This window comes from Actinomycetospora lutea (assembly GCF_028737205.1).
GTDB classification, from domain to species: domain Bacteria; phylum Actinomycetota; class Actinomycetes; order Mycobacteriales; family Pseudonocardiaceae; genus Actinomycetospora; species Actinomycetospora lutea.
Window position 1 is genome coordinate 71,177 of the sequence record NZ_JAQZAL010000014.1, and the last position, 22,346, is coordinate 93,522.

The 22,346-nt window shown below is 75.4% G+C and carries 26 protein-coding genes; 16 read left to right on the forward strand and 10 right to left on the reverse strand.

Translation table 11 applies throughout. The features are described 5' to 3' along the window. Window positions 1–2: 2 nt before the first annotated feature. On the reverse strand, window positions 3–1,316 hold the full coding sequence (gene aroA / locus PHK61_RS16620) for a 3-phosphoshikimate 1-carboxyvinyltransferase (protein WP_274282111.1): 1,314 nt from the start codon (window positions 1,314–1,316) through the stop codon (window positions 3–5). 56 nt (window positions 1,317–1,372) lie between these two features. Here aroA and PHK61_RS16625 point away from each other — a divergent pair, with 56 nt between their 5' ends. After that, window positions 1,373–2,155, forward strand: a complete 783-nt coding sequence (locus tag PHK61_RS16625) for an SOS response-associated peptidase (RefSeq protein ID WP_274282112.1) — start codon at window positions 1,373–1,375, stop codon at window positions 2,153–2,155. Then, the gene (locus tag PHK61_RS16630) at window positions 2,152–2,766 is read left to right on the forward strand and encodes an alpha/beta hydrolase family protein (protein ID WP_274282113.1); all 615 of its coding nucleotides are present in this window, start codon (window positions 2,152–2,154) and stop codon (window positions 2,764–2,766) included. Before PHK61_RS16625 ends, PHK61_RS16630 begins: the two co-directional genes overlap by 4 nt. Here the strand turns inward: PHK61_RS16630 and PHK61_RS16635 are convergent. After that, window positions 2,763–3,338: a TetR family transcriptional regulator gene (locus PHK61_RS16635; RefSeq protein ID WP_274282114.1), complete on the reverse strand. Its 576-nt coding sequence runs from the start codon at window positions 3,336–3,338 to the stop codon at window positions 2,763–2,765. The genes PHK61_RS16630 and PHK61_RS16635 overlap by 4 nt on opposite strands. Window positions 3,339–3,415: 77 nt before the next feature. Here PHK61_RS16635 and PHK61_RS16640 point away from each other — a divergent pair, with 77 nt between their 5' ends. Next, window positions 3,416–4,471: an NAD(P)-dependent alcohol dehydrogenase gene (locus tag PHK61_RS16640; RefSeq protein ID WP_274282115.1), complete on the forward strand. Its 1,056-nt coding sequence runs from the start codon at window positions 3,416–3,418 to the stop codon at window positions 4,469–4,471. Here PHK61_RS16640 and PHK61_RS16645 read toward each other — a convergent pair. After that, on the reverse strand, window positions 4,447–5,400 hold the full coding sequence (locus PHK61_RS16645) for a helix-turn-helix transcriptional regulator (protein ID WP_274282210.1): 954 nt from the start codon (window positions 5,398–5,400) through the stop codon (window positions 4,447–4,449). The two genes, PHK61_RS16640 and PHK61_RS16645, sit on opposite strands and share 25 nt — an antisense overlap. A 137-nt stretch (window positions 5,401–5,537) precedes the next feature. On the opposite strand from PHK61_RS16645, the gene PHK61_RS16650 reads away from it, so the two are divergent. Then, a complete protein-coding gene (locus PHK61_RS16650; protein ID WP_274282116.1) occupies window positions 5,538–5,762 on the forward strand; it encodes a hypothetical protein in 225 nt (74 codons plus the stop codon). On the opposite strand, the gene PHK61_RS16655 is transcribed toward PHK61_RS16650, so the two are convergent. After that, the gene (locus PHK61_RS16655) at window positions 5,759–6,268 is read right to left on the reverse strand and encodes an aminoacyl-tRNA deacylase (RefSeq protein ID WP_274282117.1); all 510 of its coding nucleotides are present in this window, start codon (window positions 6,266–6,268) and stop codon (window positions 5,759–5,761) included. The two genes, PHK61_RS16650 and PHK61_RS16655, sit on opposite strands and share 4 nt — an antisense overlap. Window positions 6,269–6,574: 306 nt before the next feature. Between PHK61_RS16655 and PHK61_RS16660 the strand changes: the two genes are divergently transcribed. Next, a complete protein-coding gene (locus PHK61_RS16660) occupies window positions 6,575–7,189 on the forward strand; it encodes a sigma-70 family RNA polymerase sigma factor (protein WP_274282211.1) in 615 nt (204 codons plus the stop codon). Beyond that, window positions 7,186–7,524, forward strand: a complete 339-nt coding sequence (gene rsrA / locus PHK61_RS16665; RefSeq protein WP_274282118.1) for a mycothiol system anti-sigma-R factor — start codon at window positions 7,186–7,188, stop codon at window positions 7,522–7,524. Before PHK61_RS16660 ends, rsrA begins: the two co-directional genes overlap by 4 nt. Window positions 7,525–7,587: 63 nt before the next feature. On the opposite strand, the gene PHK61_RS32080 is transcribed toward rsrA, so the two are convergent. After that, on the reverse strand, window positions 7,588–7,662 hold the full coding sequence (locus tag PHK61_RS32080; RefSeq protein WP_378022413.1) for a 50S ribosomal protein bL37: 75 nt from the start codon (window positions 7,660–7,662) through the stop codon (window positions 7,588–7,590). A gap of 77 nt (window positions 7,663–7,739) precedes the next feature. Between PHK61_RS32080 and PHK61_RS16670 the strand changes: the two genes are divergently transcribed. After that, window positions 7,740–9,260 (forward strand): sensor histidine kinase, encoded by a 1,521-nt coding sequence (locus PHK61_RS16670; protein WP_274282212.1) that lies wholly within the window; start codon window positions 7,740–7,742, stop codon window positions 9,258–9,260. A gap of 204 nt (window positions 9,261–9,464) precedes the next feature. Here the strand turns inward: PHK61_RS16670 and PHK61_RS16675 are convergent, their stop codons facing one another. Both PHK61_RS16675 and PHK61_RS16680 read right to left on the reverse strand, forming a co-directional pair. Continuing rightward, window positions 9,465–9,719 carry a WhiB family transcriptional regulator gene (locus PHK61_RS16675; protein WP_274282119.1) on the reverse strand — a complete coding sequence of 85 codons (255 nt, stop codon included), beginning with the start codon at window positions 9,717–9,719 and terminating at the stop codon, window positions 9,465–9,467. A gap of 477 nt (window positions 9,720–10,196) precedes the next feature. Next, complete coding sequence (locus tag PHK61_RS16680; protein WP_274282120.1) at window positions 10,197–11,117, reverse strand: diacylglycerol/lipid kinase family protein; 921 nt, start codon at window positions 11,115–11,117, stop codon at window positions 10,197–10,199. Between the two features lie 89 nt (window positions 11,118–11,206). On the opposite strand from PHK61_RS16680, the gene PHK61_RS16685 reads away from it, so the two are divergent. Both PHK61_RS16685 and PHK61_RS16690 read left to right on the forward strand, forming a co-directional pair. Continuing rightward, window positions 11,207–11,557, forward strand: coding sequence for a hypothetical protein (locus PHK61_RS16685; protein ID WP_274282121.1), 351 nt, complete (start codon window positions 11,207–11,209; stop codon window positions 11,555–11,557). Window positions 11,558–11,574: 17 nt separating this feature from the next. Next, window positions 11,575–12,132: a class I SAM-dependent methyltransferase gene (locus PHK61_RS16690; RefSeq protein ID WP_337993971.1), complete on the forward strand. Its 558-nt coding sequence runs from the start codon at window positions 11,575–11,577 to the stop codon at window positions 12,130–12,132. On the opposite strand, the gene PHK61_RS16695 is transcribed toward PHK61_RS16690, so the two are convergent. From PHK61_RS16695 to sodN, 3 genes are all read right to left on the reverse strand, one after another. After that, the gene (locus tag PHK61_RS16695) at window positions 12,129–12,500 is read right to left on the reverse strand and encodes an NUDIX domain-containing protein (RefSeq protein WP_274282123.1); all 372 of its coding nucleotides are present in this window, start codon (window positions 12,498–12,500) and stop codon (window positions 12,129–12,131) included. The two genes, PHK61_RS16690 and PHK61_RS16695, sit on opposite strands and share 4 nt — an antisense overlap. An 8-nt stretch (window positions 12,501–12,508) precedes the next feature. Then, the gene (locus PHK61_RS16700; RefSeq protein WP_274282124.1) at window positions 12,509–13,147 is read right to left on the reverse strand and encodes a histidine phosphatase family protein; all 639 of its coding nucleotides are present in this window, start codon (window positions 13,145–13,147) and stop codon (window positions 12,509–12,511) included. 94 nt (window positions 13,148–13,241) lie between these two features. Further along, window positions 13,242–13,655, reverse strand: a complete 414-nt coding sequence (gene sodN, locus PHK61_RS16705; RefSeq protein WP_274282125.1) for a superoxide dismutase, Ni — start codon at window positions 13,653–13,655, stop codon at window positions 13,242–13,244. A gap of 92 nt (window positions 13,656–13,747) precedes the next feature. Here sodN and PHK61_RS16710 point away from each other — a divergent pair, with 92 nt between their 5' ends. The 7 genes from PHK61_RS16710 to PHK61_RS16740 all read left to right on the forward strand — a co-directional run bounded on the left by PHK61_RS16710 (window position 13,748) and on the right by PHK61_RS16740 (window position 22,328). After that, complete coding sequence (locus PHK61_RS16710; RefSeq protein ID WP_274282126.1) at window positions 13,748–14,077, forward strand: S26 family signal peptidase; 330 nt, start codon at window positions 13,748–13,750, stop codon at window positions 14,075–14,077. 255 nt (window positions 14,078–14,332) lie between these two features. After that, on the forward strand, window positions 14,333–15,586 hold the full coding sequence (locus PHK61_RS16715; RefSeq protein ID WP_274282127.1) for an NAD(P)-dependent malic enzyme: 1,254 nt from the start codon (window positions 14,333–14,335) through the stop codon (window positions 15,584–15,586). Window positions 15,587–16,110: 524 nt separating this feature from the next. Then, window positions 16,111–18,801 (forward strand): putative bifunctional diguanylate cyclase/phosphodiesterase, encoded by a 2,691-nt coding sequence (locus tag PHK61_RS16720; protein ID WP_274282128.1) that lies wholly within the window; start codon window positions 16,111–16,113, stop codon window positions 18,799–18,801. Between the two features lie 137 nt (window positions 18,802–18,938). Beyond that, window positions 18,939–20,030 carry an ABC transporter ATP-binding protein gene (locus tag PHK61_RS16725; protein ID WP_274282129.1) on the forward strand — a complete coding sequence of 364 codons (1,092 nt, stop codon included), beginning with the start codon at window positions 18,939–18,941 and terminating at the stop codon, window positions 20,028–20,030. Continuing rightward, window positions 20,027–20,662 carry an ABC transporter permease gene (locus tag PHK61_RS16730; protein WP_274282130.1) on the forward strand — a complete coding sequence of 212 codons (636 nt, stop codon included), beginning with the start codon at window positions 20,027–20,029 and terminating at the stop codon, window positions 20,660–20,662. Before PHK61_RS16725 ends, PHK61_RS16730 begins: the two co-directional genes overlap by 4 nt. Before the next feature lie 2 nt (window positions 20,663–20,664). Further along, window positions 20,665–21,405, forward strand: coding sequence for an ABC transporter permease (locus PHK61_RS16735; RefSeq protein WP_274282131.1), 741 nt, complete (start codon window positions 20,665–20,667; stop codon window positions 21,403–21,405). Further along, entirely contained in the window at window positions 21,402–22,328 is a 927-nt protein-coding gene (locus PHK61_RS16740; RefSeq protein WP_274282132.1) for an ABC transporter substrate-binding protein, read from the forward strand. The genes PHK61_RS16735 and PHK61_RS16740 overlap by 4 nt, the downstream gene beginning before the upstream one ends. The last annotated feature ends 18 nt before the right edge of the window (window positions 22,329–22,346 follow it).

Below are 22,346 nucleotides of genomic sequence, written 5' to 3' on the forward strand. Positions count from 1 at the left end.
CCTCAGACCCCGACCCCGGCGCCGACGAGCGCGGGCCAGTCGGTGGCGAAGTCCGGCAGGGTCTTCGTGGTGGCGGCGACGTCGTCGATCGTCACGCCGGGCACGACGAGCCCGACGATCGCGCCCGCCGTCGCCATCCGGTGGTCGGCGTAGGCCTGCCACGGTCGCGTCGGCGCGGTGAGCGGCGCCGGGGCGATCTCCAGCCCGTCCTCGGTCTCGGCGACCCGCGCGCCCACCGTGCCGAGCTCGGCGACCAGGGCGGCGAGGCGGTCGGTCTCGTGGCCGCGGATGTGCGCGACCCCGCGCAGCCGCGACGACGCCCCGTCCCGCGCGGCGAGGGCAGCCAGGGCGGCGACGGTGGGGGTGAGCTCGCTGACCTCGTGCAGGTCGACGTCGACGCCGTCGAGGCGGTCGGGACCGCGCACCGTGAGGCCCTCCGCGGACAGCGTCACCCGCGCACCGAAGGCCTCCAGCACGCGGCGCACCACGGCGCCGGGCTGCAGGTCGGTGTCGGGCCAGCCCGCGATCGTCACCTCGCCCGCCGTGGCCACCGCGGCGGCCAGGTACACGGCCGCGCCCGAGAGGTCCGGCTCGACGTCGAGCACCGCCGGCGCGGCGACCGGGCCGGGCGCGACGTGCCAGCTCGAGGCGCCCTCGTCCACGGTCACGCCCGCGGAGCGCAGCATCGCCACGGTCATCGCGACGTGGGGCAGCGAGGGGACGCCGCGCTCGCCGGCGTGGGTGACGGTCACCCCGCGCGCGTACCGGGCGCCCGAGAGCAGCAGCCCGGAGACGAACTGGCTCGAGGCCGACGCGTCGACGGTGACCTCGCCCCCGGGCGGGTGCGGGCCGCCCGCGACGGTCAGCGGCAGCGCCTCGCCCGTGACCTCCACGCCGAGCCCGCGCAGGCCCTCGACGATCCCGCCCATGGGCCGCTCGCGGGCCCGCGGGTCGCCGTCGAGCACCACGGGCCCGTCGGCGAGCGCGGCCAGCGGCGGCACGAAGCGCATCACGGTGCCGGCGAGGCCGCAGTCGACGTGCGCGCCGTGGAAGGCGGCCGGCGCGGTGATCGCCAGGTCGAGGGTGCCGGCGCGGCCCTCGGTGGAGGTCACCGAGGCCCCGAGCGCCTGCAGGGCCCCCGCCATCAGCGTCGTGTCCCGCGAGCGGGCGGCGCCCCGGACCCGCCGGGTGACGCCGTCGGTGCCGAGCGCGGCGAGCACGAGCGCCCGGTTGGTGACCGACTTCGACCCCGGCACCGCCACCGTGCCCCGCACCGGGGCGTCGGCGGTCGGTGCGTCCCAGGGCTGATCGCTCATGGGGCCATCCTCTCGCGCCCCGACCCCTGTCGGTGCCCGGTGCCAGGATGGACGGCATGTGCGGCCGCTACAGCCAGTCGAAGGACCCGGCCACCCTCGCCGAGGAGTTCGACGCCGTCGACGCCACCGACGGCGCGTGGCCCGGCCCCGACCACAACGTCGCGCCCACCACCACGGTGATCGGTGTGGTCGACCGGCACCCGCGCGACGGCGCCGGGAAGGCCGACCCGCAGCGGCTCGAGCGCAGCCTGCGGGCCATGCGCTGGGGCCTGGTGCCGGGGTGGGCCGACGACCCGAAGATCGGCAGCCGCATGATCAACGCGCGGTCCGACTCGCTGACCAGCAAGCCCGCCTTCCGGCGCGCGGTGAAGGGCCGCCGCTGCCTGCTCCCGGCCGACGGCTGGTTCGAGTGGCAGCGCGACGGCCCCGGCGGGCGCAAGGTGCCGTACTTCATCACGCTGCCCGACGGGAGGTCGCTGGCCTTCGCCGGCCTCTGGGAGACCTGGCGGCCGAAGGACGCACCGAAGGGCACGTCGCCACTGATCACCACCACGGTCGTCACCATCGACGCCGCCGGTCCGCTGGTCGACATCCACCACCGGATGCCGCTCGTGCTCCCGCAGGAGCGCTGGACGGCCTGGCTCGACCCGGACAACGACGACCCGACCGGCCTGCTCGAGCCGCCCCCGCCCGAGCTGCTGACGTCATTCGAGCTGCGCCAGGTGTCCACCAAGGTCAACAACGTGAAGAACCACGGGCCGGAGCTGGTCGAGGAGAGCCACGAGGAGCCCGAGCAGCAGGGCCTCGCGCTCGACCTGGACGTGCCGGCGACGCAGTGATCACCGTCGAGACGCCGCACGGCGCGGCCGAGGTCCACCTCGACGAGCCCGGGGGCGCGCCGCGCGGGCTGCTCGTCCTCGGCCACGGGGCCGGTGGCGGGGTCGAGGCGCCCGACCTGCTCGGGGCGCGCGCGGCGGCCCGCGACGCCGGCCTCGCCGTCGCCCGCGTGCTCCAGCCCTACCGCGTGGCCGGGCGCAGGGCCCCGCCGCCGGCCGCGCAGCTCGACGAGGCGTGGGCGGCGGTCGTCCGGCACCTGGGCCGCACGATCCCCGACGTGCCCCAGGTGCACGGCGGGCGCTCCTCGGGCGCGCGGGTCGCCTGTCGCGGGGCGGCGGCGCTCGCTCCGGTCGCCGTGCTCGCGCTCGCCTTCCCGCTGCTGGCGCCGGCGCGCAAGGACGGCACCCGCCCCGACCGCGGCCCCGAGATCGATGCGGTCACCGTGCCGGTGCTCGCGGTCTCGGGCGAGCGCGACCGCTTCGGCGTGCCGGCCCCGACCGCCACGCGCGAGGTCGTCGTCCTCGCGGGCGACCACTCGCTGAAGGCCCGCGGGCCGGTCGCCGCCGCCGTCGGCCCCTGGCTGGCGCGGGTGCTCGCGCGCGAGACCGTCTAGCCCGGGGCGAACGCGCGGCGCGCGACGGCGGCCAGGGCCGTCCGGCGACGCTCGTGGTCGGCGGCCGGGTCGTCCGGCGCGGCCGTGATCACGGTGGCCGCGGGCGACCAGGTCATCGACAGCGCGATCACCAGCGAGTAGACGTCGCCCGGTGCCAGCTCGGGGTCGATCAGCCCGTCGGCCTGGGCCGACCGGATCGCATCGAGCTTCCCGGCCATCACGTCGCCGACGGAGGTCAGCAGGTCGCCGGTCGGGACGCGCTCGAGGCGCGCCCAGGTCGCGAGCAGGATGACCGACGGCGTCTCCAGGTAGGCGTCGTAGAGCCGGACCGCGTAGCCCGGGAGGTCGGTCGCGTCGAACGGGACGAGGTCGACGATCAGCGCGAGGTGCTCGGCGAACACCGCGTCGAACAGCCCGTCCTTCGAGGAGAACCAGGCGTAGATCTGTGCCTTGTTGGCCTCGGCGGCGTCGGCGATCCGGTCGACGCGCGCCCCCGCGATGCCGTAGCGCGAGAACTCCGCGGTCGCGGCGTCCAGCAGCCGGCGGCGCGTCGCCGCTCCGTCCTTGGGCACGGTCCGATCCTAACCAACTGGTTGGTCACGTGCTACGGTCGGACGTAACCAACTGGTTGGTCACGACAGGAGGAGCCATGCACGAGGTCACCGGATGGGCCGCACCGGCCCCGGGCGCCGCGCCGCAGCCGTGGACCGTCGAGCGTCGCGACCCGCGGCCCTCCGACGTCGTCGTGCGCATCACCCACTGCGGCGTCTGCGCCACCGACCGGCACGCGCTCGCCGGCGGCGACCCGGCGGCGTTCCCGCTGGTCGCGGGCCACGAGATGACCGGCGTCGTCGCGGCGACCGGCGACGAGGTCACCGACCTCGCCCCGGGCGACCGCGTGGCCGTCGGCAACATCGTCGACTCGTGCCGCACCTGCGCGCCGTGCCGCGCCGGGCGGGAGAACGACTGCGACGCCTTCCCGACGCTGACCTACGGCGGCGAGGACCGGGTCTCCGGCGGCACCACCCAGGGCGGGTTCTCCACCGAGATCGTCGTCGACCGCCACTTCGTGTACGCCCTGCCCGCCGGCCTCGACCCCGCGGGCGCCGCGCCGCTGCTCTGCGCGGGGATCACGACGTGGGCGCCGCTGCGGCGCTTCGGCGCGGGGCCGGGCACGACCGTCGGCGTGGTGGGGGTGGGCGGCCTCGGGCACCTGGCGATCCGGTTCGCCCACGCGCTGGGCGCCGAGACCGTCGCCCTGACCAGCAGCGAGAGCAAGGCCGAGGCGGCCAAGGCCCTCGGTGCCGACGACGTCGTCCTCACCCGCGACCCGGACGCGCTCGCCCGCCAGGCCCGCCGGTTCGACGTCCTGCTCGACACCACCGGCCACCCCCTCGACCTCGCGCCCTACCTGGGCGCGCTCGCGGTCGACGGCACCTACGTCCTCGCCGGCATCCCGCCGGCCACCCTCGCGATCGACCCGATGAGCCTGGTCGTCGGCGAGAAGCGCATCGCCGGCACCGGGAGCGGCGGCGTGCCCGCGACCCGCGAGATGCTCGACGTCGCCGCCGAGCACGGGATCGTCGCCGACGTCGAGGTCGTCGGGCCCGACCGGCTCGGCGAGGCGATGGACCGGCTGGGCCGCGGGGACGTGCGGTTCCGGTTCGTCGTCGACATGGCTCAGTCCGACACGGCCCGCAGGTAGCGCTCGCCCGTCGTGCGCAGCTGGGCCACGAGCTCCGGCGGGCCCTCGACCCGGAAGTCCAGGTCGAGCATGCCGACGTAGGCCGCGACGGTGGCCACGCTGTCGGCGCCCGTGACGAGCACGCAGCTGTGCGCGTCGCGGGGCTCGACCACACCCACCGCGGGGTTGATCCGCGCCAGCACCTCCGACGCCGGCGCCGCCACGACGATCCGCGCGTGCACCGACCAGCCCGCCGTGGCCACCTCGCGCAGCACCAGGTCGGTGAGGTCCTCGGGCGGGTCGACGGGGGAGAAGCGCGGCCCGCCCGGGGTGCGCAGCTCCAGTCCGTCGGCGCGCAGCACGGTCCACGTCCCGGTCGCGGGGGCGCGCACCACCACGTACCAGCGCCGCTCCCAGCTCACGAGGCGGTAGGGCTCGAGGAGGCGGGCCGGCCCGTCGGCCCCGGCGACGCGCAGCGCCGTCCGGTCGCGGATCGCCTCGGCCACCGCGCGCAGCAGCGCAGGGTCGACCTCGGGGTCCGGCGCGTCGGAGACGGTGTTCTCCGGGCCGCGCGCGGTGGCCTCGGTGAGCGCGGCGACGGTGCGGCGCAGGCGGTGGGGCAGCACCCGGTCGAGCTTCGCGAGCGCCCGCTCCCCGGCCTCGCGGGTCCCGGCCAGCCCGGTGCCGGCGCGCAGCCCGAGGGCGACCGCCACCGCCTCGTCGTCGTCGAGCAGCAGCGGCGGCAGCGACGCCCCGACCCCGAGCCGGTAGCGGCCCGCGCGTCCGGTCTCGGCGTCGACGGGGTAGCCGAGCTCGCGCAGGCGGGCGACGTCGTGGCGGATCGTCCGGACGCTCACGCCGAGGCGCGCGGCCAGCTCCGGGCCCGGCCAGTCGGGCCGGGACTGCAGCAGCGAGAGGAGGGCCAGCATTCGGGCGGAGGTGTCGCGCAGTCGCCGACTCGCCCGTCGGTCAGCTCGCCTACCACGAGCTGTTCAACTCCTTCGGCAACGGCACGAGCCTGGTCACCGAGGAGCAGATCCTCACCCAGGTCTCGCTGTACTGGCTCACCAACACCGCCGCGACGGCCGTGCGCTTCTACCTCGAGGACGCGCGCGCCGGCGCCGAGCCGCGGGTCAGCGCCGCGCGGACCGGCGTGCAGGTGTTCGCCGACGACTTCCAGACGATCAAGGTGTTCGCCGAGCGGGACAACACGGGCGTCGTGCACTGGAGCCGCCACGAGCGCGGCGGGCACTTCGCGGTGATGGAGGTCCCGGAGGCGGTCGTCGCCGACCTGCGGGTGTTCTTCGGCTAGTCGGCGGCGATCTCGGCCAGCTCCGCCCCGGTGGCGGCGACGAGGTCGTCGGGGGTCAGCGCCATCTGCAGCCCCCGGCGGCCCGCCGAGCACCAGACGGTCCCGTGCTCGGCCACCGAGAGGTCGATCACCACGTCCAGCGCCTGCCGGGTGCCGAGCGGCGAGATGCCGCCGACGACGTAGCCGGTGAGGCGCTGGGCGGCGGTGGTGTCGGCCATCACCGCCCGCTTACCGCCCCGCGCGGCCGCGAGCGCCTTGAGGTCGAGGGTCCCCGACACCGGCACCATCGCCAGCACCGGCGTCCCGTCGACCTCGGCGACCAGGGTCTTGAGCACCCGGCGCGGGTCGAGGCCCAGCGCCTCGGCGGCCTCGGTGCCGTAGGAGACGGAGCGCAGCGGAGCTCGACCCTGCGAGGCGGCGGTCCTCCCGGGCGCGGTGTACGGGTGGGTCGTGTAGGCGATCCCGGCGTCGTCCAGGGCCGCCAGGGCCGGGGTCGATGCGGCCACGGCGGGCGAGCCTAGCCCGGGAATCCCGCCCCCCGGCACCGCGTTGAGCCGGACATGCCAGCAGTGATGACGAGGGCGGCGGCCGGGCCGGCCGCCGCGACGCCGTTCGACGGCGTGACGTCGTCCGCGGGACCGGATGCCCTGCGACCCACGCGGGTAGTCTCCTCGGGATTCATCGACGTCCCGACCGCGCCCGCGACGGCGCGGCGCGAAGGGAGCCCCGTGGCCGACGCGGCGAGGGCTGTGACTCCTGAGACCCCCGACGAGACCGACGAGCGCACCGACGGGGTCGGTGAGGTCGTCGACGTGACGACCGAGACGCCCGAGGAGCGCGCGGCGCGCTTCGAGCGCGACGCCATGCCGATGGTCGACCAGCTCTACGGCGCGGCCCTGCGGATGACCCGCAACCCGGCCGACGCCGAGGACCTGGTCCAGGAGACCGTGCTCAAGGCGTACTCGTCGTTCGCCTCGTTCCGGCCTGGCACCAACCTCAAGGCGTGGCTGTACCGGATCCTCACGAACTCCTACATCAACACCTACCGCAAGCGGCAGCGCCAGCCCCAGCAGTCGCCCACGGAGGAGATCACCGACTGGCAGCTCGCCCAGGCCGGTGAGCACTCCAGCGCCGGACTGCCGTCGGCGGAGGCCGAGGCCCTGGAGAACCTGCCGGACACCGACATCCGCGACGCGCTGCAGAACCTGCCGGACGACTTCCGGATGGCGGTCTACCTCGCCGACGTCGAGGGGTTCGCCTACAAGGAGATCGCCGAGATCATGGGTACCCCGATCGGCACCGTGATGTCACGGCTGCACCGGGGACGCCGCCAGCTGCGGGTGGCACTGACCGACACGGCACGCGACCGCGGGTTCATCCGCGACGGCGGCCAGACGGTGACCACGGGAGAGGGGGCCGGACGATGAGCTGCGGGGATCACCACGAGACCGACTGTTCCGAGGTGCTCGCCGAGGTCTGGCTCCTGCTCGACCACGAGTGCGACGAGGCCCGGGACGCCCAGCTGCGCCGCCACCTCGACGAGTGCGGGCCCTGCCTGGCCCGCTACGGGCTCGAGGAGAAGGTCAAGACCCTGCTGAGCCGCAGCTGCCGGGGCGAGCACGCGCCCGCCGGCCTGCACCAGCGGCTGCGCGAGCAGATCCGCGCGACGATGCTCGAGCAGGCCGAGGTCACCGTCGAGCGTGGCCCGGCCGGCACGGTCGTCGAGGTCAACCAGACCCGCGTGGAGTCCTGGAAGTCCTAGGAGGTCCACCCACACGAAAGGCCCGTCCTCGGACGGGCCTTTCGCGTGTTCGGGGGCAAGCCCTCAGGCGTGGGGCCGCTTGCCGTGATTGCTGCTCTTCTTCTTGCGGTCCCGCTTCTGGCGCGCGCGCTTCGACATGCACCCATCATCCCACGTCGCGGGGGCCCGACCGGCGCGGTGGTTGGATGATCGCCGTGGGGAACCGCGGCCGCCCGGTGTCGACGCTCTCGAACCTGCTGGCTGCCCACACAGCGCTCTCCGGGGCCGCGGCGGCGCACCTGCAGCGCGTGGTCGCCGAGTGGCAGCTGCTCGCGGACCTGTCGTTCGCCGACTTCCTGCTGTGGGTGCGCACGCCGCAGGACACGCAGCGGAGCGGAGCTGGACTTGTCGACGGGGCCGACCTCCTGTGCGTCGCCCAGTGCCGCCCGACGACGACGGCGACCGCTCATCCCGAGGACATGGTCGGCGTGCGCGCCTCGGCGAGCCAGCACCCGCAGCTCTACCGGGCCTTCGCCGACACCACCATGCGCCGCGAGGACCAGCCGCGCTGGCACCGGGGCCGGTCGGTGCGCCGCGAGGTGGTGCCGGTCCGGGAGCCCGGCGGGGGCGAGGTCGTCGCCGTGCTGGGACGCGACACGAACCTCGCGGCCCCCCGGGTGCCGAGCACGCTCGAGGTCTCCTACACGGCCGTGGCGGCCGACCTGTGCCAGATGGTCGCCGACGGCACGTTCCCGACCGCCGAGGGGCGCGACGAGGGCCGTTCGTCGCCGCGGGTGGGCGACGGGCTGGTGCGGATCAGCACGTCGGGCCGGGTGCTCTACGCGAGCCCGAACGCGGCGTCGGCGTTCCACCGCCTCGGCTGGAGCGAGGAGCTGGTCGGGGTCGACCTCGCCGCGGTGGTCCGCGAGGTCGCCGACGACGCCTTCGAGGGCGCCGAGGCGGCCGAGCACGTGCGCGGCGCGCTGGCCGGCACCCCGTCGCAGCGCGCCGAGCTCGAGGGCCACGGCGCGACGGCCGTGCTGCGGGCCCTGCCGCTGCACCCGCGCGGCGTGCCGAGCGGCGCCCTCGTGCTCGTCCGGGACGTCACCGACGTGCGCCGCCGCGACCGCGCCCTGCTCAGCAAGGACGCGACGATCCGCGAGATCCACCACCGCGTGAAGAACAACCTGCAGACCGTCGCGGCGCTCCTGCGCCTGCAGGCCCGCCGCACGCCCCACGTGGAGGCCCAGGAGGCGCTCACCGAGTCGGTGCGCCGCGTCACCTCGATCGCGCTGGTGCACGAGGCGCTGGCCGCGTCGGTGGACGAGAAGGTCGACATCGACGACGTGCTCGACCGCGTGCTGCCGATGATGAACGACGTGACCCGCCCGGGCGCGCGGGTCGCGATGCGCCGCGAGGGCGAGGTCGGCGTGCTGTCGGCGGTCATGGCGACGCCGCTGGTCATGGTGCTCACCGAGCTGGTCGCCAACGCCCTCGAGCACGGGTTCGCCGAGCGGTCCTCGGGCACCGTGGTCATCGCCGCGACCCGGACGGCCGCCCAGCTCGAGGTGGAGGTCCGCGACGACGGCCGGGGGCTGCCCGAGACGTTCTCGCTGGAGCGGGCCCCGGGTCTGGGCCTGCAGATCGTGCGCACGCTCGTCGACTCCGAGCTCGCCGGCTCCCTGCGCATCCTGCCCGGCGAGGACGCGGGCACCCGCGCGGTCCTGCGGGTGCCGCTGCAGCACCGCGGTCGCTGAGCCCGGCACGCACACGAAGGCCCCGGTGCCGTCTTCGGGGGACGGCCCGGGGCCTGCGTGGTGTGCCTCCTGCGTGTCCGGGACGGACGCGTGGGGAGCGAGCGTCCGGCCCGGTCCCGGCGCGGGGGAGCGTGCTCGAGATGCGCCGGGGTCGGGGTCGGTGACCCGGGGAGGACGCCGGGGAGCTGGCGTCCTCGATCCGGATCAGAATCCGGTGTGCACCTCGGGGCGCACGCCGTGGCGCTTGAGCGCCCGGCGCTCGTCCTCGCTCGCGCCACCCCAGACGCCGGCGTCCTGGCCGGACTCGAGCGCCCACGTCAGGCACTCGGTCATCGCGGGGCAGCGCCGGCAGACGCTTTTCGCACGCGCGATCTGGGAGAGCGCAGGGCCACTCGTGCCGACCGGGAAGAACAGTTCCGGGTCCTCGTCGCGGCAAGCAGCGTCGTTCCGCCAGTCCATCGTTCTGAGCTCCTCGGTGGGTGCGCCTCGGGGAGCGCACCGGTCGTGGTCGTCTTTCTCCGACCGTTGTCACGACTCCGGTGTGGCGCCGTGACCTGCCAACGGAGATCAGGGACACTCACTGTCGCCCGATCTCCCGCCCGTCGTCCGTGGTGTCGGACGACGGACCCGACCGGTCCGGAACGCCGATCCACGCGGGGTCGTGCGTCCGTCCCGGCATTTGCGGGGGATGCGACTCAATCTGCAGGACGCGACCGATGAGATCGAGTGCCAAGCGGTTCGGCGGGCGAACTCGGTCGGTGAGTGGAATTGCGCGGACGGTCATGACCGCCCGGCTGCGACGAGCGACGATTACAGCACGACGAGCCGTCCACCCGTCCGTGGCCCCACGACGAGCGGCAGCAGGTGGACTCGATTCAGATGGCCACTGACCGCCCGTCGGGCCTCACGGAGGTTTGACGCGGGCCCCGATCGGGGTCAGACGACGACGCGGAGCGCGTCCGGGACGGCCACGAACTCGACGTCGCTGCGCTGCCCGAGGTGGTCGCCGTCGACCTGCAGGTTGACCGGCTCGTCGCTGGTGATCCGCAGGGCGGGGACGTCGTCGTGGCGCACCACCGACTTCAGGCCCGACGCACCGTCCCGGCGCAGCACCTGGTGCACGAGGCGCAGCACCGTCGGCAGGCCGACCGACTTCAGGGCGAACAGCCCGAGGCCGCCGTCGAACGAGCACCCGGGATTGGTGCGCACCGGGCGCGCCCCCAGGTAGGTCCACGGGTCGGTGTTGGACACGATGGCCAGCCGGACCCCGCCGACCGGCTCCTCGCCCGCGATCTCGACGGTGAGGTCGGGCGGGTCGAGGCGCGTGCGCGTCCAGCGGCGGACCGACGTGGTGACGTAGCGCGCCGGGGTGGCGTCGTGGCCGCGCCCGCGGGCGCGCTCCATCGAGGCGATGACGTCGGCGTCCCAGCCGAGCCCGGCGTTGAAGCTGAACCACCGCTCGTCGGCGCGCCCCAGCCCCACCGTGCGGGACCGGCCCTCCGCCAGGGCGCCGAGGAGCCGGTGGGTGGCCTCCAGCGGCTCCCGGGACACGCCCAGGGCGCGGGCGAAGACGTTGGCCGACCCGCCGGGCACCACCCCGAGCGCCGGCACGCCCTCGCCGGGGCCGTCGGCGAGCAGGCCGTTGAGCGCCTCGTTCACCGTGCCGTCGCCGCCGAGGACGATGACGAGGTCGACGGCCTCGGTGCGGGCCCGGGCGGCGAGCTCGGCCGCGTGGCCCCGGTAGCGGGTGGCGACGACGTCGAGCTTGATCTCGCTCGCGAGCGCGTGCGCGATGACGTCCTGACCGGCCGCCGTCGTCGTGGTGGCCGAGGGATTGGCCACGAGCAGCGCACGCACGAGGTTCACCGTAGACGCCGTGCGCTCTCCGATCGGGGGGTGTGGTCCCGGGATGTCGCCGATCTCTCGGCCGTCCCTAGGCTGGAGGGGTGACGTCGACCCCCCGCCCGGTCCTCCTCGCGGCCCTGGGCGTGCTCGCCGAGGGTGTCGTCGGCGTCGTCGTGACGGTGCTCATGGCCACCGCGGGCGTGGGCTTCGCCGTCTGGGGCTTCGTCCTGCTCCTGGCCCTCGGGCTCGGCGTCGTGGCCGTCCTGCTGCTGCGCGGCGAGCGGGGGGCCCGCGGGCCGGCGCTGGTCGCCCAGCTCCTGACGATCGGGTGCGCGTTCTACGCCGCCGTGCCCTCGCAGCGCCCGGAGTGGGGCTACCCGATCATCATCGCGGCCGCCGGGGTGCTCTACGGCCTGCTCTGCGCGCCCGCGCGCGCGTGGGCGCAACAGTAGGTTCGACAGGCGTGGCCATGAACGCGATGCACCGCCGGCTGTGCCGCTCCGAGCGCTGGGCCGAGCGGATGCACGGCCAGGTGATGCCCTGGGCGCTCGCGGACCTCGACCTCGGCGGCGACGTCCTCGAGATCGGGCCGGGCTACGGCGTGACGACGCGCTGGCTGGTCGAGCGCACGGGCTCGCTGACCGCCGTGGAGGTCGACCCGCGCCTGGCGACCGCGCTGGACCGCGACATGGCCGGACGGGTGCAGGTGCACACCGCGGACGGTGCGCGGCTGCCCTTCCGCGACGCGAGCTTCGACGTCGTCGTCTGCTTCACCGTGCTCCACCACGTCCCCTCGCCCGCCCACCAGGACAAGGTGTTCGCGGAGGCGGCGCGGGTGCTGCGCCCGGGCGGGGTGTTCGCGGGGTCGGACAGCGTGCGCAGCCTGCGCTTCCGGCTGCTGCACGTCGGCGACACCATGGTGGTCGTCGACCCCGCGACCATGCCCGACCGGCTGCGCGACGCCGGCTTCCTCGACGCCTCCGCCGAGGCCGGGGAGCGGTCGTTCCGGTTCCGGGCCGGTCGTTAGCCGAGCGCCTCGGCCAGCAGCGACGGGTAGGACGGGTGCGCCAGATCGAGCGCGGGCAGCTCCGCGGCGGTGAACCAGCCGAGCCGCTCGTGCTCGTGGTCGGCGACGTTGCGGACCTCCCCGGCCCACGCGTGGACCAGCCACACCGAGAGCTCGGCGTCCCCGTCCACCAGCACGCGCCAGGGCGCCCCGAGCGCCGCGTCGACGCCCAGCTCCTCCCGCAGCTCGCGGCGGGCCGCGGCGACCGCCGACTCGCCGGGCTCGACGTGCCCGCCCGGCAGGTCCCAGACGCCCGGGTAGGAGGCGCGGTCGGCACGCCGCAGCCCCAGGAGCACCCGCCCGTCGCGGACCAGGACGCCGGCCGCCATCAGGGTCGTCAATGCCGGTCGGCCGGCAGGGGCGGGGCCTCGACGAGGCCGCCGGGGGCGTTGAGCAGGTCGATGCGCGGCACCCCGCGCTCGTGGCCGAGCACCGTCACCGAGGCCGCGTCGAAGGCGAAGCCGACCCCGGCCGACGGGTCCAGGCCCAGGTAGCGGGCGATCAGCACCCGCCCGGCGTGGCCGTGGCCCACGAGCACGACGTCACGCCCCGCGAGCTCCCGCCCGGCGTCGGCGAGGACCTGGTCGAGGCGGGCGGCCACCTCGGCCCCGGTCTCACCGCCGGGAGACGGGTGCGTCCACACCGTCCAGCCCGGCACCTCCTCGCGGATCTCGGGCGTCGTGCGGCCCTCGTAGGCGCCGTAGTCCCACTCGACGAGGTCCTCGCGGACCGTCGAGGGCTCCAGGCCCGCCAGCCGCGCGGTCTCCGTGGCACGCCGGCGGGGGCTGGTCCAGACGGCCGGGGGCGGGGCGTCGGCGCCGCGCAGGGTGAGGATCAGGTGCCCGGCGGTCCGCGCCGCCTCCTCGCCCTTCCCGGTCAGCGGGAGGTCGGTCCGGCTGGTGTGCCGTCCGTCGCGAGACCACGCGGTCTCGCCGTGCCGCAGGACGTACAGGCGTCCGAGGGGGGTCTCGCTCACGGGGCGTTCCTACCCGTTCGGCGGCCCTGCGGACGACGACGCGCCCGCCCCCGGGACCGGGGACGGGCGCGCCGGGTGCTCCCGCGCGGGGGACTCAGCCCTTCTTGGTCTCCCAGAAGATGTCCGAGATCTCGGCGATGTGGTCGAGGACCTGCTGGCCGGTCTGCGGGTCCATCGAGGACTTGGCGCCGTCGGCGCCGCCGCCCGCGGCCTTGGTGGCCTTGTTGAACAGCTCGTGGAGCTGCGGGTACTTCTCGAAGTGCGGGGGCTTGAAGTAGTCCGTCCAGAGCACCCACAGGTGGTGCTTGACGAGGTCCGCGCGCTCCTCCTTGATCTGGATGGCGCGGGTCCGGAAGGCCGGGTCCTCGTTGGACTGGTACTTCTCCTGGATCGCCTTGACCGACTCGGCCTCGATCCGGGCCTGGGCCGGGTCGTAGACGCCGCAGGGGAGGTCGCAGTGTGCGGTGGCCTCCAGGCGCGGTCGCAGGACGCTGGAGAGCAGTCCCATCTCGCCTCCCTCTTCCTGATGGGGAATGGTGATCGTTCCGACGACAGAGAACGTACCCCCAGCCCCGCCCGCCGACACGTGGAGCGCCGCCGGTGAGGACCCTTCGTGAGCTGCTGGCACGCCGTCCGCGGCGGGTGCTCGTGCGCGGTGGGTCGATGGTGCCGACGCTGCGTGACGGCGACGTCGTCCTCGCGTTCCCGGGGGCCGCGGTGCGGCCCGGGGAGGTCGCCCTCGTCCGGTGGCCGGCGCGGCCCGACCAGCTCTCGGTGAAGCGCGCGGCCCTCGCCGCCGACGACGGCTGGTTCGCCGTCGGCGACGCGCCGACGGCCTCCACCGACTCCCGCACCCTCGGCCCGGCCGAGGCGCTCGGCCCCGTCCGCTGGCGGCTGTGGCCGCACCCGGGGCGCTTGCACGCGCGGTAGTCGACGAGCGGTCACGGCGCGCCGCGTGACCCCGGACGCAGACACGGGACCCGCCGACGCGCGAGGATCGCCCGCGACCGGGCGAGCGAGAGCGCTCCAGAGGAGCATGGCCCGGGCCGCGCGCCCACCCGCGCCGACGGCCCGCCCGGCACCCGCCGACCGCGGGTGCCGCCACCACCTCCCGCCCGGGTATCCCGACCTCGGCAGCCCACCCCCCGGGACGCTGCCGACCCCCACCGTCCGCTTGGAGCCACCGTGAGCGACCCCGGCAACGACGCCACCACGAACCAGCCCGCCCTCGACGGCCGCGACATCACCGAGGAGGAGGTGTTCGCGTCGCACGAGAGCGGCAAGCTCTCGGTGACGCCGACCGTCGGCCTGTCCGGTCGCCGCGACCTCGCCATCGCCTACACGCCCGGGGTGGCGAAGGTCTGCCGCGCGATCGCCGACGACAAGGCGCTCACCGCCCGCTACACGTGGACCCACCGCCTGGTGGCCGTGGTCTCCGACGGCACGGCCGTCCTCGGGCTGGGCGACATCGGCCCGCGCGCGTCCCTGCCCGTCATGGAGGGCAAGTCGGCGCTGTTCAAGGCGTTCGCCGACCTCGACTCGATCCCGCTGGTGCTCGAGACCACGGACGTCGACGAGATCGTGGACACGCTCGTGCACCTGCGCCCGAGCTTCGGCGCGGTCAACCTCGAGGACATCGCGGCGCCGCGCTGCTTCGAGATCGAGCGCCGGCTGATCGAGGCGCTCGACTGCCCGGTGATGCACGACGACCAGCACGGCACCGCCATCGTCGTGCTCGCGGCGCTGCGCAACGCCACCCGCGTGCTGGACCGCGACCTCGCCTCGCTCAAGGTCGTCGTCAGCGGGGCCGGCGCCTCCGGGGTCGCCTGCGCGAAGATCCTCCTCTCGGCGGGGGCGAGCGACGTCGTCGTGCTCGACTCCCGCGGCGTCATCCACGCGGGCCGGGACGGGATGAACGTCGAGAAGATGGCGCTGGCCGAGCAGACCAACCCGCGGGGCGTGCGCGGCGACCTCGCCGCCGCGGTGGCCGGGGCCGACGTGTTCCTCGGGCTCTCGGGCTCCACCATCCCCGAGTCGGTGATCGCGTCGATGGCCGAGGGCGCCATCGTGTTCGCGCTGTCCAACCCCGACCCGGAGATCGACCCCGAGGTCGCACGCAAGCACGCGGCGGTCGTCGCGACGGGGCGCAGCGACTACCCGAACCAGATCAACAACGTGCTCGCGTTCCCGGGCGTGTTCGCCGGCGCGCTCGACGCGGCCGCCCGGCGCATCACCGAGGCCATGAAGCTGGCCGCGGCGGACGCGATCGCCGACATCGCCGCCGGCGACGAGGAGTTCGGCGCCGACCACATCGTGCCCAGCGCGCTGGACACCCGCGTGGCGCCGGCGGTGGCCGAGGCGGTCGCCCGGGCCGCGGCCGAGGAGGGCGTCGTGCGCCGACACGTCGCCGAGGTCGCCGCCGAGGGGCACGGGCACTAGCGATCCCCCGTCACCTGGTGGCACGCCATCCAGTTGTGCACCAGGGATGACGCGGCGACCGGTCGTCCACGACGGTTTCGCGGTGCCGGCGCGTCGGGTACCGGGCGGTGGCCACGATCCCCGGCGTGTCGGTGTCGCTCACCCGGCCGATCACCCGTCATCCTTCCGGTGGTTGCGGGACGTTCGCGGCGTGATCGAGACCGTTCGTGGCCCCTCGGGAGCACGGTCGGTAGGTCGGTGTTCCGCAGGTGGGTGATCCGGTGGTCCATCGGCCGAGTGGCCCTGGGCCGTCTGCCGCTCGTCGTGGACTCCGTCCGCTTCGGCGCGACGACCGGTCGGTGTCCTCAAGGTCGTTCGTCCGTGTCGTGCAGCAGAACGCGTGGGAACTCGCGGTCGTCGCGCGGCGTCCCTCCACGGGGTGATCTACCCGGACCCCCACCGGGTCTCCTTCGTTGCTGAGACAGACGCGGAGGGGCCGTTCCATCCAGGACGGCGCGGGACCCGCGTGCGAGGGGAGCGCAGACGTGGGGAGTGCCGTGCCGGTGCCGGGCTCGCGTGGCCTCGCCCTCGCCGCCGGGGCGAAGCACCGGGCCGGGGCGCTCGCGGTCCTGCCCCCCGCGGACGGCGGCCCCGAGGGCGGTGTGTCGTTGCCGCCGGGCGCCGCGCTGCACCACGACGTCCACGGCCGCGTCGTGGCCGTGCGCGACCAGGTCGCCCACCTCGTCGACCCCGCCGGCACCGTCGAGCCGCGCGGGATGCTCGGCCGCCCGTTGCACGACCTGCTCGTCGCCGTCGCGCCCGTCGACCCCGGCGCGGGTCCCGAGGGCCTGCTCACCGCGCGGCTGCGGCGGGTGGCGGCCGCGCCGCTGCCGGTGCACGTCGTGGTCTGGCGGGACGCGGTGGGCGGCGCGACGCTGGTGCTGGTGCCCCAGGCGGCCCCGTCGCCCCCGTCGCCCCCGTCGCCCCTGTCGGGCCCGGAGAGCGCCACCGCCGCCGACCTGGCCGACGGGCCCTCCGCGGCCGACGTCGAGCGCATCGCCGGGCTGGGGCACTGGGAGGTCGACCTCACCTCCGGCTCCGCGTGGCTCTCGCCGGTGCTCGCCGAGCTGCTCGGGATCGAGGCGCGCCCCCGGCGGCGCGCGGAGGACCTCCTCAACGCGCTGCACCCCGCCGACCGCGGCGGGTTCGTGCGCCGCTGGACGGCCCTGGTGTCCGAGGGCGCGCCGCTGGAGGCCGAGGCGCGCCTCGGCGACGGCACCGGGCGCATCCTGCAGCTGCACGCCGCCCTGCGTGCCGACGGCACCGTGCTCGGCACCGCGTCCGACGTCACCGCCCGGCGCCAGGCCGAGGAGCGGCTGCGCGCGCTGACCCAGCGCTTCACCGACCTGCTCGCCGTCGCCCCCGTCGGCATCGCGCTCTTCGACGACGACGAGCGGCTGGTCAAGGCCAACCAGGCGCTGTGCCGGCTGCTCGGCCAGGGCCCCGAGGCGCTGCGCGGCCGGCGCGCCGACGAGCTGCTCGACCTCGCCGCCGAAACGGCCGAGGGGCCGGGGCCGGTGACGCCGCTGCTCTCGCGGCCGGCGGGTTCGGCGGGGTCGGTGAGCTGGTCGTGCGCGCCGCGGGCGCTGCGCACCCGCGAGCGCGGCGCGGGCGGCGCCGCCGCCGACCCGGTGTGGTGCGAGCTGCACGTCTCGGTCTCGGTGCACGACGACGGCGGCGTCACCCACCTCGTCGTGTTCACCGACGTCACCGACGCGCGGCGGGTCGAGGCGAGCCTGCGCCACCAGGCCATGCACGACGAGCTCACCGGCCTGCCCAACCGGCGCGCGCTCACCACGACGGTCTCGCGGCTGCTCGCCGGCCCGACGGCGCGACGCACCGGGGTGCTGTTCTGCGACCTCGACAACTTCAAGCGGGTCAACGACTCGCTGGGTCACGACGCCGGGGACGAGCTGCTCGTCGAGCTCGCCGCGCGGCTGCGCGAGCGCCTGCCCGCCGGGTGCGCGGCCTCGCGCAGCGCCGGCGACGAGTTCGTCGTGGTGTGCGCCGACGTCGACCTGCACGGCGGGCTGGACGCGCTCACGGCCACGGTCGCGGGCATCCTGCGCACCGCGATCCCGGTGCACGGGCAGCTCGTGCGGATCTCGGCGACCGTCGGGGCGGCGGTCGGCGCGACCATCGGTGCCGACGCGCACGCCGACCCGTCCCAGCCCGAGATCGACCCGACGGCCGACCCGGTCGAGCAGGTGCTGCGCCGGGAGCGCGCCACCGAGCTGGCGGGCCTCGACCCGGCGCCGGCGCACCCGGGCACCGGCGACCTCATGCGCTTCGCCGACGCCGCGCTCTTCGAGGCCAAGAGCGGCGGCACGGGCCGGTTCGCGCTCGCCGACGAGGCGATCATGAAGGGTGCCGACGAGGCGCTGCGCCTCGAGACCCAGCTGCGCGAGGCCATGGTCAACGACGAGCTGGTGCTGCACTTCCAGCCGGTCGTCGGCGCCGACGGTCGCGTGCAGACCGCCGAGGCGCTGGTGCGCTGGCAGCACCCCGAGCACGGCCTGCTCTTCCCCGACAAGTTCCTGCCCGTGGCCGAGGCCGCCGACCTGATGGGCGACCTCGACCGCTGGGTGCTGCGCACCGCCGTCCGCGAGGCCGCCGTGTGGCCGCCGTCCGGCCCCGACGGCACGGTGCCCTCGGTGGCGGTCAACCTCGCGGGGCTGCTGCCCGGCGACCCCGACTTCCTCGACACCGTGCACGAGGCCGTCACCGTCGCGGGCCTGCCCTACGACCGCCTGGTGCTCGAGCTGGTCGAGACCTGCCTGGCCGACCTCCCGTCGACGACCCTGCGCGAGATGAACGAGCTCATCGCCGCCGGTGTGCGCTTCGCGGTGGACGACTTCGGCACCGGCTACTCCTCGCTCTCGCGGCTGACGGGGCTGCCCGCGCAGATCGTCAAGCTCGACCGCGGCTTCGTCCGGGGCGTGGCGACCGGCGAGTCCGACCGCGCCGTGGCCCGGGCCGTCGTCGACCTCACGGCCGCCATCGGGCAGATCTGCGTGGCCGAGGGCGTCGAGGACGAAGACCAGTTCGCGGTGCTGCGCGACCTGGGCGTGCACGCCTACCAGGGCTGGCTGTTCGCCCGCGCGATGCCGGGCGAGGCGTTCACGCAGCTGCTGCGCCGGGGGCCGCTGACGCCCGAGGACCGCCGGGCGGGCTGACCCCCGCGCTGAGACCGGTATCACACCGGCCGGTGTCGCGGGGCGGTGATCGGTCGCGGCTGTCGGGGCCGCCGATTACATTCCGCCTCGACTCGGTGGCCGACCCTGTGCCGCCGGCGGGACCCGGGAGCCAGTACGTGATCGAGTTCCGGGACGTGGGGAAGCGGTTCGCCGACGGCACGGTGGGGCTGGAGTCGCTGTCACTCACGGCACGCGAGGGCGAGATCACCGTGCTGGTCGGGCCGTCGGGCTGCGGCAAGACCACCTCGCTGCGCACCGTCAACCGCATGGTCGAGCCCACGTCGGGCGCGGTGCTCCTCGCCGGGCGCGACGTCGCGCAGGGCGACCCGGCCGAGCTGCGCCGCGGCATCGGCTACGTCATCCAGCAGGCAGGCCTCTTCCCGCACCGCCGCGTGATCGACAACGTGGCCACCGTCCCGGTGCTCCAGGGCCTGTCGCGGCGCGAGGCGCGGGCGCGGGCGGCCGAGGTGCTCGAGCGGGTCGGGCTCGACGACGCGCTCGCCCAGCGCTGGCCCGCCCAGCTCTCCGGCGGCCAGCAGCAGCGGGTCGGCGTGGCCCGCGCGCTCGCCGGCGACGCGCCGGTGCTGCTCATGGACGAGCCGTTCTCCGCAGTCGACCCCGTGGTGCGCGTCGAGCTCCAGGACGAGCTCCTGCGCCTGCAGGCCGACCTCGGCAAGACCATCCTGTTCGTCACCCACGACATCGACGAGGCGATCCGCCTGGGCGACCGGGTGGCCGTACTGCGCGTCGGCGGCCGGCTGGCCCAGTTCGCGCCCCCGGACGAGCTGCTCGCCCAGCCCGTCGACGACTTCGTGTCCGGGTTCGTGGGGCGCGACCGCGGCTACCGGCGGCTGGGCTTCCTGCCGGCCACCGCGCTGCGGCTGGTCGACCTGCCGACCCGCGCCGACGCCAACGGCGACACGGCCGGTCCCGCGGTCCCGGGGGAGTGGACCGTGCTCCTCGACGGCAGCGAGCGCCCTGCGGCCTGGCTCGGCCCCGACGGCGCGCGCCACGACCTCGGCTCGGTCTACGTCACCGACGGCGACGACGCCGCGGCCGACGCCGCCGGCACGCTGCGCGGGGCCCTGGACGCGGCGCTGAGCTCGCCGGCCGGACGCGGGGTCGCCGTCGACGGCGCCGGCCGCTATCGCGGCGGGGTCGACACCGACGACGTGCTGGCGCTGCTCGACAGGAGCGCCCCCCGGTGAGGGCGTTCGGCTACGACATCGACGAGCTGGTGATCGCCCACGTCCTGCTCGCGGTCGTCCCGGTGATCCTGGGCCTGGTCATCGCCCTGCCGCTGGGGTGGTGGGCGCACCGCTCGGCGGGTGCCCGCCGGGTCCTCGTGCCGCTGTCCGGTGCGCTCTACACGGTGCCGTCGCTGGCGCTGATCGTCTTCATCCCGGTGCTGCTGGGCACGCCGATCCTCAGCCCGGTCAACGTCGGGCTGACGCTCACGATCTACACGGTCGCGCTGCTCGTGCGCAGCGTGGCCGAGGCGCTCGACGCCGTGCCCGCCACGGTCACCACGGCGGCCACCGCGGTCGGCTACCGGCCCGCGGGGCTGTTGTTCGGCGTCCAGCTCCCGCTCGCCGTCCCCGTGCTCACCGCCGGCATCCGGGTGGCGTCGGTGTCGGCGTTCTCGCTGGTGACGGTGGGTGCCCTCGTCGGCATCCAGTCGTTGGGCACGCTGATGACCGACGGGTTCCAGCAGGACTACACGGCGATGGTGGCCACCGGCATCGTCGGCTCGGTCCTGCTCGCCTTCCTCTTCGACGCGCTGTGGCTCGCGCTGGGCCGCACGCTCTCGCCGTGGGCTCGCGCCGGGGCGGGGGTGTAGGCGTGCTCGGACGTCTCGTCGAGTGGTTCTCCGCGCCCGCGCAGTGGAGCGGGTCCGCCGGCATCCCGACCCGGGTGCTCGAGCACCTCGGCTACACGCTGCTCGCCGTCGCCATCGCCGCGGTCATCGCGCTGCCGCTGGGCGCGGTCATCGGGCACACCCGCCGCGGCGGGCTCGCGGTCGTCGGCGTCGCCAACGGCCTGCGGGCGCTGCCCGAGCTGGGCGTGCTCGTGCTGTTCGTGCTGCTGCTGGGGCTCGGCCTGCTGCCGCCGACGCTCGCGCTGGTGCTGCTCGCCATCCCGCCGATGCTCGCCGGGGCGTACTCCGGGGTCGCGGGCGCCGACCCGGGCGCCGTCGACGCCGCGCGCGGGATGGGGATGCGCGAGTCGCAGATCCTGCTGCAGGTCGAGGTGCCCGCCGCCGTGCCGCTCGTGCTCGGCGGGGTGCGGTTCGCGACGCTGCAGGTGGTCGCCACCGCGACGATCGCCGCCTACGTCGGGCTGGGCGGCCTCGGGCGCTACATCATCGACGGCTTCTCGGTGCGCGACTTCCCGCAGATGCTCGGCGGCGCGCTGATCGTCGCGGTGCTCTCCATCGTCGTCGAGCTCGTGCTCCAGCTCCTCGGGCGGTTCGTGACGCCCGGTCCCGACCGTCTCCGGCTCCGTGGCCGTCCCGACCGCCACGCTGCCGCGGCCCCGTCCTCCGTTCCCACCCCGCCATCCCCAGAGAGGCCCGACCGATGATCCGATCTCCCCGCGCGCTGCTCCTGGCCGCGGTCGCCGCCGTCGGCGTCCTCCTCGCCGGGTGCGGGGGCGGCTCCGACCCGCTCGCCACCCAGCCCGCCGCGCCCTCGGCGCAGGGCACCGTCCGCATCGGCTCGGCGAACTTCACCGAGAACCGCCTGCTCGCCGAGATCTACGCGAGCGCCCTGGAGTCCAAGGGCGTCACCGTCGAGCGGCGCTTCGGCATCGGCAGCCGCGAGACCTACTTCCCGGCGCTGCAGCGCGGCGAGATCGACCTGGTGCCCGACTACACCGGCAACCTGCTGCAGTTCCTCAACCCGCAGGCCACGGCCACGGCCTCCGACCAGGTCTACCAGCAGGTCTCCGGTGCCCTGCCGCCCCAGCTCCAGCTGCTCGCGCAGAGCGCCGCGGAGGACAAGGACGCCGTCGTCGTCACCCGCGCCTACGCGACGCAGAACAACCTGCGCTCGATCGAGGACCTCGCCCCGCTGTGCTCGACGATCGCCTTCGGCGGCCCGCCGGAGTTCCAGCAGCGCTCGTACGGCGTCCCCGGCCTGCAGCGGATCTACAACTGCACGTTCCGCGAGTTCCGCGCCCTCGACGCGGGCGGGCCGCTGACCGTCGCCGCGCTGCGTGACGGCACCGTCCAGGCCGCCGACCTGTTCACCACCGACGCCTCGATCCCCGAGAACGACTTCGTCGTGCTCGAGGACCCGCGCTCCAACTTCGCCGCCCAGAACGTCGTGCCGCTGATCAACCGGACGAAGTCGTCCGACCCCCGCGTCACCGACACGCTCAACCAGATCTCGGCGAAGATGGACACCGCCCAGCTGACCCAGCTCAACCAGCGCCTCGCCGGGCCCGACCGCCCCGACCCCGCCACCGTGGCCCGCGACTGGCTGAACTCGGCGGGCATCCAGTAGTAGCGGCTCCGGGCGCGC

What these genes read in the sequence shown, in the direction of transcription:
- rsrA (WP_274282118.1), top strand. Translation starts at nt 7,186, where the DNA reads ATGAGCTGCGGGGATCACCACGAGACCGACTGTTCCGAGGTGCTCGCC.
- PHK61_RS16740 (WP_274282132.1), top strand. Translation starts at nt 21,402, where the DNA reads ATGATCCGATCTCCCCGCGCGCTGCTCCTGGCCGCGGTCGCCGCCGTC.
- sodN (WP_274282125.1), bottom strand. Translation starts at nt 13,655, where the DNA reads ATGGGACTGCTCTCCAGCGTCCTGCGACCGCGCCTGGAGGCCACCGCA.
- PHK61_RS16625 (WP_274282112.1), top strand. Translation starts at nt 1,373, where the DNA reads ATGTGCGGCCGCTACAGCCAGTCGAAGGACCCGGCCACCCTCGCCGAG.
- PHK61_RS16675 (WP_274282119.1), bottom strand. Translation starts at nt 9,719, where the DNA reads ATGGACTGGCGGAACGACGCTGCTTGCCGCGACGAGGACCCGGAACTG.
- PHK61_RS16695 (WP_274282123.1), bottom strand. Translation starts at nt 12,500, where the DNA reads ATGGCGGCCGGCGTCCTGGTCCGCGACGGGCGGGTGCTCCTGGGGCTG.
- aroA (WP_274282111.1), bottom strand. Translation starts at nt 1,316, where the DNA reads ATGAGCGATCAGCCCTGGGACGCACCGACCGCCGACGCCCCGGTGCGG.
- PHK61_RS16690 (WP_337993971.1), top strand. Translation starts at nt 11,575, where the DNA reads ATGAACGCGATGCACCGCCGGCTGTGCCGCTCCGAGCGCTGGGCCGAG.
- PHK61_RS16640 (WP_274282115.1), top strand. Translation starts at nt 3,416, where the DNA reads ATGCACGAGGTCACCGGATGGGCCGCACCGGCCCCGGGCGCCGCGCCG.